Annotated in this window: 13 protein-coding genes and 1 tRNA gene; 6 read left to right on the top strand and 8 right to left on the bottom strand. The window is 46.0% G+C overall.

The window, feature by feature from the left end:
- Window positions 1–40: 40 nt before the first annotated feature.
- Entirely contained in the window at window positions 41–715 is a 675-nt protein-coding gene (locus tag QUB26_RS13445; protein WP_333055855.1) for an Npun_F0813 family protein, read from the bottom strand.
- A gap of 1,703 nt (window positions 716–2,418) precedes the next feature.
- On the opposite strand from QUB26_RS13445, the gene QUB26_RS13440 reads away from it, so the two are divergent.
- Window positions 2,419–2,492, top strand: a tRNA-Arg gene (locus QUB26_RS13440).
- 83 nt (window positions 2,493–2,575) lie between these two features.
- On the opposite strand, the gene QUB26_RS13435 is transcribed toward QUB26_RS13440, so the two are convergent.
- Window positions 2,576–2,734 carry a hypothetical protein gene (locus QUB26_RS13435; protein WP_333238644.1) on the bottom strand — a complete coding sequence of 53 codons (159 nt, stop codon included), beginning with the start codon at window positions 2,732–2,734 and terminating at the stop codon, window positions 2,576–2,578.
- A 344-nt stretch (window positions 2,735–3,078) separates the two neighbouring features.
- Between QUB26_RS13435 and QUB26_RS13430 the strand changes: the two genes are divergently transcribed.
- From QUB26_RS13430 to QUB26_RS13420, 3 genes are all read left to right on the top strand, one after another.
- Entirely contained in the window at window positions 3,079–4,605 is a 1,527-nt protein-coding gene (locus tag QUB26_RS13430) for a site-2 protease family protein (protein ID WP_445299607.1), read from the top strand.
- A gap of 240 nt (window positions 4,606–4,845) precedes the next feature.
- The gene (locus QUB26_RS13425; protein WP_333318392.1) at window positions 4,846–5,796 is read left to right on the top strand and encodes a hypothetical protein; all 951 of its coding nucleotides are present in this window, start codon (window positions 4,846–4,848) and stop codon (window positions 5,794–5,796) included.
- A 228-nt stretch (window positions 5,797–6,024) separates the two neighbouring features.
- Window positions 6,025–6,681, top strand: a complete 657-nt coding sequence (locus QUB26_RS13420; RefSeq protein WP_333238638.1) for a hypothetical protein — start codon at window positions 6,025–6,027, stop codon at window positions 6,679–6,681.
- Window positions 6,682–6,903: 222 nt separating this feature from the next.
- Here QUB26_RS13420 and QUB26_RS13415 read toward each other — a convergent pair whose 3' ends face one another.
- From QUB26_RS13415 to glpX, 3 genes are all read right to left on the bottom strand, one after another.
- Window positions 6,904–9,924, bottom strand: coding sequence for a UPF0182 family protein (locus QUB26_RS13415; RefSeq protein WP_333318390.1), 3,021 nt, complete (start codon window positions 9,922–9,924; stop codon window positions 6,904–6,906).
- 187 nt (window positions 9,925–10,111) lie between these two features.
- Complete coding sequence (locus tag QUB26_RS13410; protein ID WP_333238634.1) at window positions 10,112–11,404, bottom strand: glutamyl-tRNA reductase; 1,293 nt, start codon at window positions 11,402–11,404, stop codon at window positions 10,112–10,114.
- 145 nt (window positions 11,405–11,549) lie between these two features.
- Window positions 11,550–12,587, bottom strand: coding sequence for a class II fructose-bisphosphatase (gene glpX, locus QUB26_RS13405; protein ID WP_333055832.1), 1,038 nt, complete (start codon window positions 12,585–12,587; stop codon window positions 11,550–11,552).
- Window positions 12,588–13,101: 514 nt separating this feature from the next.
- On the opposite strand from glpX, the gene QUB26_RS13400 reads away from it, so the two are divergent.
- Window positions 13,102–13,719: a CP12 domain-containing protein gene (locus tag QUB26_RS13400; protein WP_333055870.1), complete on the top strand. Its 618-nt coding sequence runs from the start codon at window positions 13,102–13,104 to the stop codon at window positions 13,717–13,719.
- 242 nt (window positions 13,720–13,961) lie between these two features.
- On the top strand, window positions 13,962–15,149 hold the full coding sequence (locus QUB26_RS13395; RefSeq protein WP_333238632.1) for an RNA-guided endonuclease TnpB family protein: 1,188 nt from the start codon (window positions 13,962–13,964) through the stop codon (window positions 15,147–15,149).
- A 21-nt stretch (window positions 15,150–15,170) separates the two neighbouring features.
- Here the strand turns inward: QUB26_RS13395 and QUB26_RS13390 are convergent, their stop codons facing one another.
- The 3 genes from QUB26_RS13390 to uvsE all read right to left on the bottom strand — a co-directional run bounded on the left by QUB26_RS13390 (window position 15,171) and on the right by uvsE (window position 17,680).
- Window positions 15,171–15,557, bottom strand: a complete 387-nt coding sequence (locus QUB26_RS13390; RefSeq protein WP_333055830.1) for a VOC family protein — start codon at window positions 15,555–15,557, stop codon at window positions 15,171–15,173.
- A gap of 150 nt (window positions 15,558–15,707) precedes the next feature.
- A complete protein-coding gene (locus QUB26_RS13385; RefSeq protein ID WP_333318388.1) occupies window positions 15,708–16,379 on the bottom strand; it encodes an SOS response-associated peptidase in 672 nt (223 codons plus the stop codon).
- Between the two features lie 356 nt (window positions 16,380–16,735).
- Complete coding sequence (gene uvsE, locus QUB26_RS13380; RefSeq protein ID WP_333318386.1) at window positions 16,736–17,680, bottom strand: UV DNA damage repair endonuclease UvsE; 945 nt, start codon at window positions 17,678–17,680, stop codon at window positions 16,736–16,738.
- Between the last annotated feature and the right edge of the window lie 14 nt (window positions 17,681–17,694).

The raw sequence follows: 17,694 nt of genomic DNA, 5'->3' as shown, positions 1-17,694 counted from the left end.
TTATCTCGACCCAATTGTCTGAGCAATTGTCACAGATTTTCTATCCTGCGATCCACAACTTGTTGAGGGCTGATTGTTTCAGCCAATCTAGAAACTGAGTCCGATCCGGTGCTGGCATATCTTGCAGCACATCGCTAACTCCCTCAGCGAAGTCCGTATTGCCAAAATATGATTTGCCCAAGCGGTGGAGTTCTTGCAATAAGGTCTTGAGATGCTGCTCTTGCCAAGGAGGCACCTTGTGATTTTGCAAGGGACTAACGGTTAGCCAGTTTTTTATCGCATCAGGGGAGTCTGCCTGGGGGAAGTTTCCCTGCTGAAATACCTTGGCGATATCTTTCTGAAACGATGTGGCTTGCCTTGCGCCTAAGAGGTCTTCTACATCGAAGTAAACAGCTTGGAGGAGCAGCAGACAAGCCTGCGCGAACAGTGGTGCTTTGGCTGCTTCATTCCCTGCCGGTTCTTCACCGGCAAGCTGATCTAAACGGACTTTTCCCCAGACGCTATATCTATCCGGCTCTTCTAGCAGAACACAGGCTTTGCCTCGGTTGTCGGTTAAGTCCCGCCACAAGGCTCTGGCGTCTTCTGCTTGCTTGCCGTTGAAGGCGCTGATTAGGCGAAAAGTCTGCCCCTGATAATTGAGAATGGGAATTTGTTGATCCCGTTTTGGGTGTTGAAAATTGGTTATTTCAACATCCTGCCGTTTCAGAATAAACATGACACTGCGATTTGACTCCTGTCATGGCCGAGGTGCTGTGCTTTTGACACTCCCGATGCCTAAAGGCGAAGGGATTCTTGATTCAGCGAGTCCACTTAAATTAGCAGGATTGCTCCCGATCACCCAGAGATGGTTCTGCTACACAAAACTTGGCTAAACTTATTTAAGTCTCACCATTCAATCAGGATTGCTCCTAAAGGGTCTGCTTCCTGTTTCACCCAAGGGAGTCGGCTCCTTCTTGTCCACAGGCGTTAATTCGGGTGTAGCCCGCCCTAATTGAGTTAATTTTAGTTGAAGCTTTTAGCCATGAGTCATCCAATATTTTCAACCAATTTAACGAAACGCGGACTCGCGTTCGACCTTGTAACAGGCTGGTCAGTTTTGACTTTCACGGTGTTTTACTCTCCCAGATAATTAAGCCTTTGTTTTCGGCACTGAGGTAATCATACCGCCCAGAATGTTAACCATTCAAGTTAAGTATGACTAATTTTAGTAAACTTTTTGGCTATGCAAGTCCAACTCCTCAAGCGTTCCGATACTTTTTTGCTAACAAATGCTAACAATTATCTAAGCTGAGATTGTCTCTCAACCTTGGCGTATAAATCAATGCACGAAGGAAAATCCCCCGCGCACAATTTACGACTGCTGTACTGGCAACGCTTGATTTTCGCGCTCGTGCCGAGCAGGCGATTGACTGTTTTGCTTTGATGGCGTAGAGGAAGCTTATATAGAGGCTCCGTACCATCAGGGATTTTCACCTGAGTCTTTCAATCCTAGTTCTACCACATTTTTATCAAATATCAAGTCGAGCAGAATGTTAGCCAACATAACTCAATATCAGCAAATTAGTCATTCTGACTCAGCTCATAGCTGGTAAAAGTATAGTCATCTATTACATGACATGGGAGGCCTTCGGTCCCTCCCCCTTCACTTTTACTTTGAGCGGATTGACCCGCCTCGGCTGAGCTACGCAGCTCCCTATCCCATTGCTCAATGCTTTTGGGAGTGCTTTTGCCACGATCGTGTCATACCCATTCACGGAGCGCATTAATTAACAAACCATCTGCGGTTTTGTACAAACCTCTGTGGATGTGTTTGCCAATCGGCTAGCTGCATGAGTGATAGGTGTGGCTCGTAAATAAAGGCCGCGGTGAAAGCGGTTGCTTGGGCAGTCCAAATCCTTCTGCTCAGTCAACATATACTACTCCTGACTATCTTTGACGAGAAACTTAATGAAGTTTTACAATACCTCCAATCAGGGGACGAGTTCTGGTTTTTCGGTAATGCGGTCAGCGTTTTAGGCTTTGCCACTAGGCGAGGTTAACATAACCCATAGACATCTGGGAAAAAGCACCTGTGACTCTTTGGCTGTCTGAGTTCCGTCTTAATTTGGGGAGAGATATCCGATCGACCAAATATTGGGGTTTCAACTCGACCTCTAAATACTTTACCCGAGTTTACGTCCTACCTAGTTTTGATTGTAAATTGACAATTATGCGGTTTGCAGGTGAGTCCCTCCAGCTTTTGTCAGATACAGTCTTGAAGGCAAAGGCACTCTCATCATCTTGGTTTTTTTCCCGAACCATCGCGCTGCAAGCTATATTTTTCTAGATAAAAGCGGTTTCTGCGTAAGTCATCAAATAATTTACTTGCTCGATCGCACACTGCACCGATACAATAATCTTGTTAGCGATTTTTGAGTTGGGTGCGTAACTCAGTTGGATAGAGTAGCTGCCTTCTAAGCAGCGAGTCGCAGGTTCAAGTCCTGCCGTACCCGTTACATAATCCTTTTGCGTAGCAATGGTTTCAGGTTGACTAAGCTACCGAGAGTCTAGTTTTCCGCTCATCTTTAGCTCAGTCCTACTCTTCTAAGTAGCTGAGTATGTCCAAAACTGCCGCCATATCTGCCAAGTTTGCGCCGGACTTTTTGCGTCTGCTCTTCAACTGATTGAGCAAATCGGCCGGCTCTGGAAATTCTGCGACGGTCGGAGCGGAGTTTTTATTTTCGGCGTCTGGCATCCGAAACAAATCCTTAAAAAAGCCCCACCTGCCACACTGGGCGAATCTTCCTGCTTCTGACCGATCGACACTGCTACCCTTCTGGGTATAGGTTTGCTATAGCCGATGTGATATCATAAAAAGTCTATTGTGTCAATAGCCTATATCTTGCGATGTTCAAACAGCACCAGCAGCAGGTTGTGGGCCGAGTAGCCCTCAGAGGTTATCCTTAGTAATCAGGCTAGTTTCCGACAGGTTTGGATATGTTCCCAACAACTCTATTTCATGTTCCCCAAAATTTAATGCTATTACTCGACCGCAGCGCGATCGACCGATTAAAGCCCCTATTGGCGCAAGCAACCGGAATGCCTATAGTTGCATCGGAAAATACGGCAACAATTGCGCTCGTATTGGTTGCTCTGGGAATTCTGGGTTGGGGATTTTATCGCGCCAGACCTTTTGGCAAACTGGGAATTTTGGCTTGGTTGCAGTCTGTTGCGCTGATGAGTCCCTGGCTGCTGTTCTTTGGTTTGTTCGCCGCCGGAATTTACCTCAATCTAGTGGCGGTATTGTTGCTGCTAGTGGCATCGACGGGATTGTACATTTATCTGGGCCGGCAATTGCGTAAGGCTGCATCTGATACAGTGCTGCCGCGGCCGGATGCTACTGAGGTAAAGTCCCAAAGCGATGCTTTCTCAGCCCCTGAGTCGCAGCGACCACCAGGTCCAGAAACCATTAAGATCGTCACCTCGTCGCCTGCGAATAATGAATCAGAAATAATTCCCGTTCCGGTGGAAGACCTCAAGGCAATTAAAGGTATCTTTGGAATTGATACTTTCTTTGCCACAGAAACGATTCCCTATCAAGATGGGGTAATTCTCAAAGGCAATCTCCGAGGAGACCCAGAACAAGTACACTCACGTTTGACGGCAAGTTTGGAAGAAAAATTAAACGATCGCTACCGCCTATTTTTAGTAGAAAATCAGGACGACAAGCCCGTAGTTATTATCTTGCCCAGCACCAACGACCCGCAGCCCACAACCGTGTCTCAAAAAATCCTAGCAGTCGTCCTGCTGCTGGCAACAATTGCTACTAGCTTAGAGACAGGCGGTTTGCTGCTAGGTTTCGATTTCTTTAACTCGCCGGCTAGATATCTAGAAGTTCTGCCAATTGCAGCCGGAATTTGGGCGGTTTTAGGATCTGGGGAAATTGCTCGCCGAGTGCTGGCAAATCGGTACAAGGTTCGCTTGAGTTGGCCGTTTTTTATACCAACTTTGCAGATAGGTTGTTTTGGAGCGATCGACCGTTTTGAGTCGCTGCTGCCCAACCGTAAAGTTTTGTTTGACATCGCTTTTGCCGGGTCAGCGGCTGGGGGAATAGTTTCTGTGCTAATGCTGGTAACGGGTTTGCTGCTGTCTCACCCCGGCAGTTTGTTTCAAATTCCCGCAGAATTTTTCAAGGGCTCGGTTTTGGTGGGAACTTTGGCAAAAGTGGTTTTGGGTTCGACGTTGCAGCAGCAGATTGTTGACGTTCACCCGCTGGTAGTTATCGGTTGGTTGGGCTTGGTAATAACGGCGATTAATTTGATGCCGGCGGGACAGTTGGACGGGGGTAGAATCGTGCAAGCCATCTACGGTCGGAAAATAGCCAGTCGCACTACTTTGGCGACTTTTGTGGTGCTGGCGATCGTTTCTTTAGTTAATCCTTTGGCTCTGTATTGGGCGATCGTGATTCTGATTTTACAGCGGAATTTAGAGCGGCCGAGCCTCAACGAGCTGACTGAGCCTGACGACGCTCGCGCGGCTTTGGGTTTGCTAGCTTTGTTCTTGATGATTGCTGCGCTGTTGCCTTTGACTCCGGCTTTGGCTGGCCGTCTGGGAATTGGGAACTAGCATTGGTCGGGCATTTTTGGTAATAGGCTCTTGGGTTGCGGTAAATTAGTGGAATATAGGAATTGAGCGATCGAACTGGGAACTGAAGGGCGATCGGGTTCCTAACTACTAATTTTTAATTAAAACCCCCGCCCTGGGCAATTTATCTACTACCAAAAGTTGATTTTTTTATAACCCAAAATTTGTTTAAACTTGATCGATTAAGTTTAAATAACTTATCTGAGCCTCTAGGATAAAGTCATGGCTAATCAACTTCCTCCTGTATTGGTAACTTTTGATGCAGATGTTTTAATGACTGGCAGAACCCAAGTGTGGCAAGAATATGCCAAGGTGGGAACTTGCTATATCCCGGAAGTAGTGTACGACGAAATAGATCGTCTGACAGGGCAAGCGGTGGAAAAAGCTCAAGAGCAAGTAGCTAGAGAGTTTATGCGATTTTTTGCCGACAGCGGCTGGATTGCAACTGACGCTCAGGAAACACACCGCGCTCTCGAACCTTCGATCAAAAATCAAAGCAAGCCAGCAATGCTGGTAGTGGCGACGGCTCAGTGCGTTTACGGTTTGGCGACCGAACACCCGGAGGCATTGGTGATTTTTGTGTCCAACAGCCAGCCTCTGCTGAAGCGGCTGGCTTCTGTAGGCGCTACGAATCTCTGCGGGATTACCGGGGCGATGCTGTTAAATTGGGCGAGGAAAGGGGAACGCCCGCCGGCGGCGACTCAGCAATTGCAAACTTTGATGCGTACCCTCGCCGAACGCAAATCGACTCAGCGCCCTAACAGCCGAATTCAGGATGCTGCTGTTGGCCAAACGGGGGCTTCTGCTAGCAAGTTAACGGGAACCCGCGGCGCTTCTGAATTGAAGTCGGTCAGCAGTTTTACTAAAACTAATAAAACGGGTTTGACCCAGAAGCGCAGTGCGAGTTCGCGCCCCAAAACGCCGCGGCGCAATCGCGAGGAGTCGATAGATTACGAGCCGGCTGTATATCGCATGAAACATATTACACCTCCAAAAAAAAGGGACAGCGGTTTTCTATCTACTGTGTTCAATTTTTTGGGAGCGTTATTTTTCTTGACGGTAGCGGTGGGTATTTTGTGGCGAGTGTTCGATGTTAGGGGTTTTAGAAAGACTTTTGTGCCGGCTCTACCGCAGCCTGTGCAACAATTTGTTAAGTCGATCGACCCTAAATAATCTAGTTTGCTGAAAATTCTACCTTCTGATGTGGCTGATTTGCACCTTGGGAAACTGGGATAGCACGCTTGGTTAACAAATCGGTTCTCTCCCCTAAATATAGCGGTAAGCTGCTCGTGGCGCACCCTACGGTTAGAATTTCTGGCCTTAGTCCGCTGGGAATTTTCAACGGCTACTATCACAACACAAGATGAACGCTCCACTTTAGTGTTCTAAAAATTCCTCGCCATGCTGAACGGGAACCAAATAATTAGTGGATTAGCACTGGCTTTTGCGGGTTTTGCGTATGCTTTAGTATTTTTTGTTCTTCTTCCCTTCAGACAATACGATTATGCAGCACCGCTTGGGGCAATAGCAATGGCGATCGCCCTTACTCTAGCAATGAATTGGCTACTATCTGCATCGTTGCTAACTGGCTGGAGTTGGGTGGCGGCATTATTTGGTTTTCAGGTAGTCCTGATGTTTTTTGGTAGCGTGTTTTTGGAAGATGGGCTGTACCTGCCAAATTTGTTGTTTTTGGGAACTATGTGCGTAGGATATGGGAGCGTTTATACCAGTTTTTCACAACAAAAAACACTGGTAATTGTGGGCTTATTGACGGTATTTTTCCTAGCTTTAATGTACTTATCTTTGATTGGTGGCTATGCGATCAAAGGCAAAAATCCGTTTCAGGGTTCTTCTACCCAGATGCTGCCGCTGTTGAATCAAAGGGTAGAAATTATCACCGACAATCCCAAACAATTTTATTTGAATGGTAAAACTGGCGAGCTCACGCATATTGACCGTTATGAGGTGACAGTGAAACTAGATTCTGGAGGAGACGAAAGATTGATGTGGCCCTATGTCAATGTTTGGTGGCAGGATATCAAGGCTGCTAGGGAATGAGAATTAAATAACTTCCACAATAACAATTAAAATTGTAAGTTATTTAATTCGCGATCCTAGCGAACAGAAGTCGCACTAATTTATATCGTTTTCGCTGGCCTCGGAATAATAAAATAGAGTCAACACTTAACACTCAACCATTCAGTTTTCCGACCCCTAGTCAACAGTCAACAGTCAACAGTCAACAGTCAACAATCATGACGAGTTCAACTGAAATTGATATCATTCATTGTTTAAAGCTGGCGCTGTTCCTTCTAAAGGTCGAATAATGGCCGGTTTATTGGTAGATTGTTGCTGAAAAAGTGCCTTGAGTGCCAATTCAAGATTTTCTGCCATGACGATGCGGTTTTCGTAAACAGCAATAACTCTGACTAAAGTTGGCAAACTATTGCGCTCTGCTTCTAAGTAAAGAGGTTCCACATACAGTAAAGATTGTTCAATAGGAATTACTAATAAGTTTCCTTGAATTGCTTTTGAACCCTGGCGATTCCAGAGAGATATTTGTTCGGAAATAACAGGATCTTGGTTAATTAAAGCTTCTATTTGTTCGGGGCCATAAACTAATCGCTGTTTGGGAAACAGATACAACAGCAATTTTCCGTAATTGCCACCATCAGATCGCCCTGCAATCCATGCAATTAAATTGTTGCGACTTACTGGTGTAAATGGGAGGAGCAAAATAAATTCTTCTGTTGTTTCCGTTGGCAGTTTCGTAATCAAATAATACGGTGCTACGGGCTGCTGTTCGCTGCCATAAATTTCATTGGGAACTCGCCACAAATCCTCCCGATTGTAAAATACTTGCGGGTCTTCCATATGATAAGTTAGCAAGCGTTCTGATTGAATGCTCAGCAAATCTACTGGATATCTGATATGTTTGCGGAGAGCCGGAGGCATTTTGTCAAGGGGTTTGAAGAGTCCGGGAAAGATAGCCATCCAACTGTTAATAATCGGATCGGAGGGATAGGCAACATAGAAGTCAACAGATCCGTTGTAGGCATCAATTACTACTTTTACAGAGTTACGGATGTAGTTAAACTCATGATTTCCCGGATCAGAATACGGATAGCGAGGACTTGCTGTATAGGCATCGATAATCCAGTAAAGATAGTTGGGAGATTTATCATTAGCGGCGGGTGCAGGTTTAATTTTGTTGCTATTTTCCTCCCTGGCTTTTTCTATATCATCATTGCTAAGATTAGCGTTTGCTACAACTAAATACGGGTCAGAATCGTAGCGCAAAAAAGGAGCGATCGCCCGGACTCTTTTATTAATATTTCGGCGGTACAGCAATTTAGTTTCTGGGGTAAAATTGCGGGTAAGCGCCATTTGCCAATTTTTGAGATAATTAGCAAACAGCCAGCGCCTCCATATAGAACCGATCGCAATTCCGCCCCTACCGCTGTAAGTATTGTAAACATTTTCTTCGCCGCTGGGATAGTCGAATTCTTTGACTTTTGTGGGCGTCATCACGTCTGTATCGGTGATTTCGCCGTAGTAAATTCGCGGGTAGCCGATCGGAATACTGGCCCGAATTCGATCGCTAGTGACTTCCAAAGCAGTCTCTCCTTTCTGGGCTGCCACTCCAATATCTTTGACAAAATAATCCGGTAAACCGCCGACACCGACTCTGTTTACGGGAGAAAGAGTAAAGCCGTAACCGTGAGTGTAAACTAGGTGTTCGTTCACCCAAGTTTGAGCATCCGGGGCAACTGCTGTGTAATCTAATTCCCGCGCTGCCAGAAACACTTGTTGACTTTCCGAATCTCCTTTTTGTGCTTTTTCCTTTTTGATTGTGTAGCGATCGATATCGGCATCAGGAAATGTATAATATGGTCTAATTTGCTGTAACTGTCTGGTGGTTTGCAGCAGCGGTCGCTTGTCCCACAGGCGGATGTTGCTAATAGTAAGTTGATTTTTTTCTAAGTCGGCATAAGTAAGTTTTCCGGCGGGATCGAAGGTCTTTATTTCGATTGTGTTGAGGTCAAAAGCTTCTTTAGTAAAGGCAATACTGCGCTGAATGTACGGCTGTTCTCGTGCTAGTTCGTTGGGTTGAACTATGAGTTGCTGCACAATTTGTGGCAGCAGCAAACCTCCCACCAAAGTTAAACTTACCCATGCTAAAAGAATTTTTTTTATGAGTTCATTTTTAATTTTGAATTGGTAAACCTGCCACAGCATCAAAAGTGCGATCGCCCCCGCCAAAATACTCAAAAATCCATACCAGGGCAACCGCACCGTCACGTCAGCATAATTCGCCCCGTAAGTAACGTCTCCCCGCGAATACAGCAATGAGTAGCGCCCCAACCAGTAGCGGAATGCAACGGCTAGCATGGAAGCTGCACCCAACCCGTACAAGTGCCGCTGCTGGGATCGAGAAAACCCCAAAAATATCCCTTGACTCAGGCTATTTCCCGACAGCAAATATGTTAAAGCACTAGATACTAAACTGTACAAAAATACAACTGTCAGCCCGAATCCTAGCAAATCTAAGATTGGCAAAATAAATACATAAAAGCTAATATTTTGATGAAAAAGAGGGTCGGTCGTGTTAAAATTAATAGGGTGAAAATATTGCAAAACATTTGTCCAGCGACTGGCGACAATCAGCCCGATCGCCAAACTGAGAAAAAGGGCGATCGCCCGCAGCCAAAAATCAGGCTTAATTACCACAGCTAACATTGTCCCCAGCAGCAAGCCCAACTGCCACCAGCGAGAAAATAACTGCACGGCTATTTGCTGGATGGACTCAATTCCTAACTGCACCGGCGGTGCAGGTAAATTGCCAGCTATACCCAAATAGGTGAGGCTGTTTGCAGCCAACAGCCCGCAGTGAATTACTATAAAAGTTGCGATCGAACTCAATCCGAATACCGCCAACAGCAGCCAGGAAAAGGTTATTTGGGATTTAGCAACAGGTAATTCGTAATTCTTCTCGGTATTCTTCCCCGCGTTGTTCGCCCTCAGTGAAGCGAATAGCTCCCCCACAACCGGCGATTTCATTTCCTCTGCGGGATGTTGCAGGCGGCGGGCTAAAGCCAAATTGCCGAGCAAAAAGACAGAAAAAACAGCAATTGCGATCGCCCCCAGCAACCCTTGAGTTTTCAGCTTTAACAGAAAAACCTGAAGATATCCAACTTCCTGAAACCAGAGAATTTCTGCCGCCATGCGGGAGGCAAATTCAAGAACCAGCCACAGCCCTACAATCCCTAAAATTAATTGATAAATTCGCCTATTAGTCATTACTTATTAGTCATTAGTTATTGGTTGAATGATAACTTATATCATGTTCGAGCAATTTACCCTCCCGAATGATGCTTTTGCCGCCAGGGTTGGAGGCATTTTTATTCATGGTAATTGACCGGGCATAATATGACTCCTGCTTTCGGGTCAACTGACTAATGACTAATGACTAATGACCAATGACAAACTAGCTGTACTGCTGATTGACATCCACATCCAAATTAAACAGTGTTTGCAAAGTTTGCATCGCTTGCCGCCGCGCCTCAATATCCTGCTGAGCGCGTAACTGTACCATCGGATCGTGCAAAATCTTATTCACAATCCCCCTTGTTAAAGATTCAATCACATCTTGATGTTTCTCCGAAAATTCCGAACCAAGACGCGATAAAGCTTTTTCTAACTCTTGTTCCCGAATCAATTCTATCTTATCCCGCAAACAGCTAATAGTAGGAACGGTTTCCAGACTGCGCCACCAGAGATCAAAAGCCTCTACTTCCTGTTCCAGCAAGCCCTGAGCTTCCATTGCCATTTTGCGACGGGTTTCGTGATTTTGAGCTACCACTGCTTTCAAGTCGTCCACATTAAACGATCGCACATTAGTGAGTTCGTTTGCATCCGAGTCAATGTTGCGCGGTACAGAAATATCCACCAACATCAAAGGGCGATTCGGATCTAAAACCGCTTCCAATTTAGCTTTATTTAACAGTGGATCGGTAGCTGCCGTACTGGTAAAAACCAAGTCAGAACTGGCAATTACCTGCATCATTTCCGATAGCTGATACAGGTGCAGTTGAGCATCTTTAAACTGACCGGCCAACTCCAGGGCGCCCCGCACAGAGCGGTTAACGATCGAAATATGGCTAGCTCCTTTGGAGAGCAAATGCTGCACCAAAAGCCGCGACATTTTGCCAGCACCGATAATGGCAATTTTGCTGCTTGCTAAATGCTGACCCTTCATTTGAGCCAATTCTGCCGCCGCCGAACTAATCGAAACTGCACCAGTACCGATGCTAGTTTCCGTGCGAACTCGCTTCCCTGCTGTGAGAGCTTGCTTAAACAAGCGCTCTAAAATTCTGCCTACACCTTTGTACTGCTGGGCGAGTTTGTGAGTTTGTTTTACCTGAGCCAAAATTTGTCCTTCTCCGAGCACCAAACTGTCGAGGCCAGAAGCCACTCGCATCAAGTGCATCACCGCATCTTCGTGCAGCAAAATAAACAGGTGAGGGCGCAAAGACTGCAAAGGAACTTTACTGCATTCGGAAAGGAACTGAATAACCTCTCGCACACCAGGCTCCGACTCGCTGGTAACAATATAAATTTCTAAGCGGTTGCAAGTGCTGAGGATGGCAACCTCTTGAATGTGCGGGTAGCCGCGCAATTGGGCGATCGCGGCTTCAACTTTCTGTTCTGGAATGCTCAGTTTTTCGCGAACTTCTACCGGCGCTGTTTTGTGGCTGAGACCTACGACTGCAATATTCATATCTGTGATTTGTCACTATTTCTTTCTTAGTTGTTAACAGTCACCTGTTATTAGTTCTTAGTTTATCGCTAATTGCTAATCACTGGTGACTGTTCACCGTTAACTGTTAATTGTTAACATTTAACTGTTAACCACTAACTAATCACTAATTCAATTGCAGAGATTTCGGCTGGTCAAACATATGGATTGTATCCACAAATCGAGCCGTTTTCGACTGAGAAGAAATTACCAAACTTTCAGTGCGAGCGCCGCCGCCAAAGAAGCGAACTCCATTCATCAGCGTTCCGGGAGTAATCCCGCAAGCTGCAAACAGAACTGTTTCTCCAGATGCCAGCTCTTCAGCATTGTAAATCTTGTCTGGGTCTGTGATGCCCATCTCTTTCAGGCGGGCGATATTGCTCTCTTTGCTTTCACCGATCAAACCAGTTTTTACAACAGCGGGATCGTAAATTAACTGCCCTTGGAAGTGACCGCCCAAGCAGCGCATTGCCGCTGCGGAAATCACGCCTTCGGGTGCTGCGCCAATACCCATAAGTGCGTGGATGTTGGAACCAGAAAACGCGCAAGAAATCGCTGCCGAAACGTCGCCGTCGCTGATCAGCCGAACTCTTGCACCCGCTTGCCGAATTTCATTAATTAAATCTTTGTGTCGGGGGCGATCCATGACCACCACCACCAAATCTTCAATACTGCGGCTGAGACAATCAGAGATAATTTTGAGGTTTTGAGTGGGCGTTTTGCGAATATCTACATGATTCTTAGCAGCCGCAGGAGCAGCCAATTTGTTCATGTAGAAATCCGGTGCCGCAAACAAACCACCTTTTTCAGAGATTGCCAAAACTGCCATCGAACCGTTTTGACCGTAAGCAACCAGGTTAGTACCTTCGCAGGGGTCAACAGCGATGTCAATTTCGATCAATTCATCTATGTTGCAGACATCTTTGGCATCTTCGCGGGTACAAATACCTACTTGTTCACCGATGTAAAGCATGGGTGCGTCATCGCGCTCGCCTTCGCCGATCACGATGCGGCCGCGCATGTGAATTTTGTTCATGCGCTCCCGCATGGCTTCTACAGCCACTCTGTCGGCTTCATCTTTCTCGCCTTTGCCCATTAAGCGAGCGGAGGCGATGGCTGCCTGCTCAACTACTTCGATAATCTCTAAACCGATTACATTGTCCACGAACTAGATCCTCCCAACTGCTGATGCGTGCCTTGTGCTCTTTTGCACTCCCAGCCATCAAGTTTATCAGAGGCGGGGATCTGTGCGAGCGCAAGCAGTTGCTTAGTTTGTGTTAACTTTTGCTTCTTTGAGACTGGGGCTGGAAAATCTGATCCCAATAAGCTCAAAGATCCGACCAAGAGGGCCGGCACGGGGAGTAGGGGTAGCACGGCCCCTACAAGAGAATGAAACAGCCCTGCCGTCTGAACGCTAAATCGCGGACTCCAGAGGTTCCGGGGCTGCGACGGGCTGTTTCAGGCAAGTTGTCATTCCGAGTGCCGTTAAAGGTTTTATGATTAGTTTGCGATGCACGATTTCTCAGAAACCCGGTTGCTAACCCGGAATTTATCGTTACTAAACCCAAAATTTTGGTAGAAACCGGGTTTGTGAGGGTAAGTCCTAATGACGATCGCAAATCAAATGGACAGCCCCAAATCGCGACGCAGTAGACTTTATGAGCCGTAAGCAAAAAACAATGATGATGAAAGCCCAAGATATTATGACCACAGATGTTGTTACCATTCGCGGTTCAGCAACGGTAGCTGAAGCGGTGGCGATGATGAACGATTTGTGTTTGCGCGCGTTGATTGTGGAACGTCGCCACGAACAAGATGCCTATGGCATTGTGACAGAAACGGATATTGTCTATAAAGTAGCAGCCTACGGAGTAGACCCGAAAAAAGTCCGCGTCTTCGAGATTATGACCAAACCTTGCATTACGGTCAATCCCGACTTGGGCGTGGAATATGTGGCTAGGTTGTTCGCGAATACCCGCATCCGCCGGGCGCCGGTGATTAAGGACGAGCTAGTGGGCATTATTTCGGTCACGGATATATTGACAAAAAGCGATTTTCTTGAGAAGCCGAAGAGTGTTTTATTTGACGAAGAAATCGAACAGGCGATCGCGGATGCCAGAAGTATCTGTGCCGAAAAAGGCGCTACCTCTAGAGAGTGCGCGGTAGCCTGGGATATTGTAGAAGAAATGCAGGCTGAGGCTTCTCACCAGCGATCGATGAAGCTGGAAAAAACGGCTTTTGACCAGTATTGCGAGGAAAATCCAGAGGCTGCTGAAGCGCGGATATACGACAGTTAATCTAGTTATTAGTCATTAACTATTAGTTATTAGTTATCTACTCTTATTTATGGATTGATAACTAATAACTAACAATCGGAAATAGCTTTTTTTCGGCTCGCCTCACGAAAGATAAAAATCTTAAGTGTTTGGCCCTGTCATCAGAAATTTGGGTTTGAAACCCCGTCCTTCGTTTGACGGCTTTACAAAGATTTTACATTGAGTCTAGCACAATATCACAATCGAAGTGTTAGACTGTGAGCATGACGCTCAAAGCCTTCAGCTATCGATTCTACCCAACTCCGGAACAAGAGAGTTTGTTGCGACGGACAATGGGTTGCGCTCGTTTAGTATACAACCGTGCCTTAGCCGTAAGAACCGAGGCATGGTACAAAGACCAAAAACGGGTAGGGTATGCTGAAACCTCTTCAATGCTAACCGAATGGAAGAAAACAGAAGAGTTAGATTTTCTGTCGGAAGTTAGCTGCGTACCGTTACAGCAATGCTTGCGACATTTACAAACGGCTTACACCAATTTTTTTGATGGGCGGGCGAAATATCCCAACTTCAAGAAAAAACGCAATGGTGGTAGCGCAGAGTTTACCAAATCTGCTTTCAAGTTTAAGGATGGACAAGTTTACTTAGCAAAGTGTGCCGACCCGTTGCCAATTCGTTGGAGCCGGATGCTACCTGTCGGTTGCCGACCATCAACCATTACGGTGAAGCTTTCACCATCTGGTAGGTGGTCAGTTTCCCTGTTGGTGAATGTTGAAATTGAAGCATTACCTCCGTCAGGCAGTCAAGTTGGTATTGACTTGGGCATTACAAGTTTACTCGCTCTTAGCACTGGTGAAAAGATTGCCAATCCCAAAGGATTCAAGGCAAAATATCGCAAACTTAGAAGAGCGCAGAAAGCTTTAAGCCGGAAACAGAAAGAATCAAACAACCGTCACAAAGCACGACTCAAAGTAGCGAAAGTACATCAAGAAATTGCTGATGCAAGAAAAGATAACCTTCACAAGTTAACAACGCGGTTGGTGCGCGAAAACCAAACCATCGCCGTCGAGAATTTGGCTGTGAAGAACATGATTAAAAATCCCAACCTTGCCATGGCGATAAGTGATGCAAGTTGGGGCGAATTGGTCAGGCAACTTGAATACAAGTGTAAGTGGTACGGTCGTACTTTAATTAAGATTGACCGATGGTTTCCGAGTTCAAAACGGTGTGGCAATTGCGGACACATCGTTGACAAGATGCCGTTGAATATCCGGGAATGGGATTGTCCTAATTGCGGGACACACCATGACCGAGACATCAACGCGGCAAAGAATATTTTGGCGGCAGGGCTTGCCGTGGCAGTCTGTGGAGCGACTGTAAGACCCGAACAGAGTAAATCTGTTAAGGCAGGTGCGAAACCCCGTAAGGGACAGAAGCAGAAACCTAAATCGTGAGGTTTGGGAATCCTCGCCGTTCTACGGCGGGGTGGATGTCAAACAAAACACGTTCAGCTTATTCCCATCAAGATCGCGAAAATATCCCGCATAAAACCCCGGTAACGCGCCTCTTGGTCCTGCTGGCCCTTCATCCTTAGCCCCAAGTTCGATCGCTTTGTTATAAACTAAGTTAACTTTTTCTGGACTGTCAACCTGAAGAGCTATCATGACTCCATTGCCAACAGTTGCTGTGTTACCATCATAGGGTTTTATAATAGCAAGTGCTGGTTCCTCTGGAGAAACGCTCCATGCGATAAATCCGTCGAATTCCATGAATCGTCGAGCGCCAATTTCAGCCAGCAAAGCATCATAAAACTTGGCTGCCGTTTCAATATCGTTGGTACCGAGTGTAACATATCCGATCATATTTTTTGTCTTCTAACTGATGTTAAGATTTAAAAAATGTTTGAGCAAATAACAACTGAGTTAAACTGATCTTTAGAAAACCCAAGCTACAACTCAAACATCATTTTACATCATAACTCAAACTATCTCGGTTTTGTCGGCTGCAATGATTTATTGTCGATCGCTAATACATTCGGGACTGTCTCTACTGGGACTGTTGACGATCGCACTTACGGCCTTTGCTTTCATGGCTTCCGAAGCATAGGGCTTTAACAGGGGCAAAACTTCCTGAGCATTTTTAACAGAAGGATCGAGCCACTGTTCCCAATCGCTGTCGGGGAGTATCACCGGCATTCGATCGTGCATCGGCTCCACTGTTTCGTTAGCATCGGTAGTAATTATACTGCAAGATACAATGTTTTCTTTTTCAGGAGATTCCCAATTTTCCCACAAACCGGCAAAAGCAAAAGGTTCGCCGTCTGCCTTTTGAAAATAGTAAGGCTGTTTGTTCTTTCCCTGCTGTTGCCATTCGTAGAAACCGTCAGCGACTATCAAACATCGCCTGTGCTTGATGGCGCTGCGAAAAGCAGGTTTTTCGGCTACAGTTTCCGATCGCGCGTTAATCATGCGACTGCCTATTTTCATGTCTTTTGCCCAACTTGGAATCAGACCCCAGCGCATAAATTGAAACTGTCGCTGCATTTTTTCTGGTTCAACTGTTAGTGTGGCCACTGATTGAGTTGGGGCGATATTGTATCGCGGTTTGATGTCTGGAACTCCCGACAGTTTGAAGAATTCGGCGATGATTTGACCTGAAGTAGTTAAAGTGTATCGTCCACACATAATTTTATAGTTGGTATTAACGCGGTTTTTTCTTATTCCGGCAGTCCGGCATTCGTCGGCTAATCCGGCAGTCCGGCAGGGGTTGAAACCCCTGCCTCAAAGCTAAAGTCGGTTAAAACCGACTGGAAATACGAGCTCAATATCTATCTATTTTAGTCCTCTTTTAGAGGACTTTAGCTATGAGACAGGGGTTTTTAACCCCTGTTGGATTGTTGGACTAAAGCGGGCGGGACACCCACAAGAAAATTCATTCTTTGTGGAACAGGCATCTTGCCTGTTCTTGCGATTTACCTTTGGGTGGGGGTGAATTTTCGAGATGATTGGTTTTAGGCAATTATTGCTGGTAAAACCCCCCCCTACGAGACAGTGCTAAATTGTGGAACATTCGCAGACAACCATTCGGCGCGCAACTTTTCAATAGCTAATTCTTTAAATTTAGCTTCTACTTCAATCCAAGGAGCTTGATAATAGCAATTAGGCATTTCTGTAATTAAATCGCTGTGGCGCGGATCGGCAAAAAATTCTTTTCCATTCGATATGTGTACTAATTGCCATTCAGGAACAGACCAAGTTGTGCGGGCGGCTGCGAGCATTTCGGCAACGCTGGGATCGTCGTAAGTTTCTAAATGTTCGTGAATGACGTGGTGGTGGGCGTCAAAAACCATTGGTACGCCGGTATCGAGACAAACTTCTAAAATTTCCGAGGAACTGTAAGCGTATTCGTCATTTTCAAAGGTTAAGCGCGATCGAATGGATTCGGGTAAATCGCGGATGACTGACTTGAGTTGCGAACTGCGATCGCTCTTGCCGCCGTGAATGTTCATCAGTGCCTGGGGCGATCGGGGCTGTCCCAACATATCTAAAATTAAAGCATGAGTCGCGAGAATTTTAATGCTGTTTTCAACCACAGAAACCTTGTCGGAACTGAGGACGACAAATTGATCCGGGTGGAGTACCAACCGGATGCCCAAAGAAAGAGCGCGATCGCCCGTATTCCGCAATTCCTCAGTCATGGAGTGTAGCACTGCTTCCCCCAAATCTGTATCTGCAAAAGGGAACAGTGCAGAAGTCATCCGGTAGAGCTTAATCTGATTAGCAGAACAGAAGTCGATCGCTTTGTCAAGCCGCTTCAAGTTGTCTGTATAAAGCTCGCGCAATACCGTTTCTTGTTCAGTTTCCGAAAGCTGTAAAAGTCGCTTCCGCGTGACTGTGCGAAAGCGAACTTCATTGGATGTTGTAATACAGACTAATCCCAACTCCGGCAATTTGTCTTTTTCCAATACTTGGTTAATATTGCTCATTTAAAATAACACCT

Origin of the sequence: Microcoleus sp. B4-C1 (genome assembly GCF_036705285.1) — a bacterium.
Classification (GTDB): domain Bacteria; phylum Cyanobacteriota; class Cyanobacteriia; order Cyanobacteriales; family Microcoleaceae; genus Microcoleus.
Note: the sequence above shows the minus strand (reverse complement) of the source record. Positions and strands in the feature narration are given on the sequence as shown.

Bases quoted from the DNA above. Each gene is read 5' to 3' on its own strand.
- QUB26_RS13415 (WP_333318390.1), bottom strand. From the start codon at position 9,924: ATGACTAATAGGCGAATTTATCAATTAATTTTAGGGATTGTAGGGCTG.
- QUB26_RS13390 (WP_333055830.1), bottom strand. From the start codon at position 15,557: ATGATCGGATATGTTACACTCGGTACCAACGATATTGAAACGGCAGCC.
- QUB26_RS13425 (WP_333318392.1), top strand. From the start codon at position 4,846: ATGGCTAATCAACTTCCTCCTGTATTGGTAACTTTTGATGCAGATGTT.
- QUB26_RS13420 (WP_333238638.1), top strand. From the start codon at position 6,025: ATGCTGAACGGGAACCAAATAATTAGTGGATTAGCACTGGCTTTTGCG.
- uvsE (WP_333318386.1), bottom strand. From the start codon at position 17,680: ATGAGCAATATTAACCAAGTATTGGAAAAAGACAAATTGCCGGAGTTG.
- QUB26_RS13385 (WP_333318388.1), bottom strand. From the start codon at position 16,379: ATGTGTGGACGATACACTTTAACTACTTCAGGTCAAATCATCGCCGAA.
- QUB26_RS13395 (WP_333238632.1), top strand. From the start codon at position 13,962: ATGACGCTCAAAGCCTTCAGCTATCGATTCTACCCAACTCCGGAACAA.
- QUB26_RS13445 (WP_333055855.1), bottom strand. From the start codon at position 715: ATGTTTATTCTGAAACGGCAGGATGTTGAAATAACCAATTTTCAACAC.
- QUB26_RS13400 (WP_333055870.1), top strand. From the start codon at position 13,102: ATGATGATGAAAGCCCAAGATATTATGACCACAGATGTTGTTACCATT.
- QUB26_RS13430 (WP_445299607.1), top strand. From the start codon at position 3,079: ATGCCTATAGTTGCATCGGAAAATACGGCAACAATTGCGCTCGTATTG.
- QUB26_RS13410 (WP_333238634.1), bottom strand. From the start codon at position 11,404: ATGAATATTGCAGTCGTAGGTCTCAGCCACAAAACAGCGCCGGTAGAA.
- QUB26_RS13435 (WP_333238644.1), bottom strand. From the start codon at position 2,734: ATGCCAGACGCCGAAAATAAAAACTCCGCTCCGACCGTCGCAGAATTT.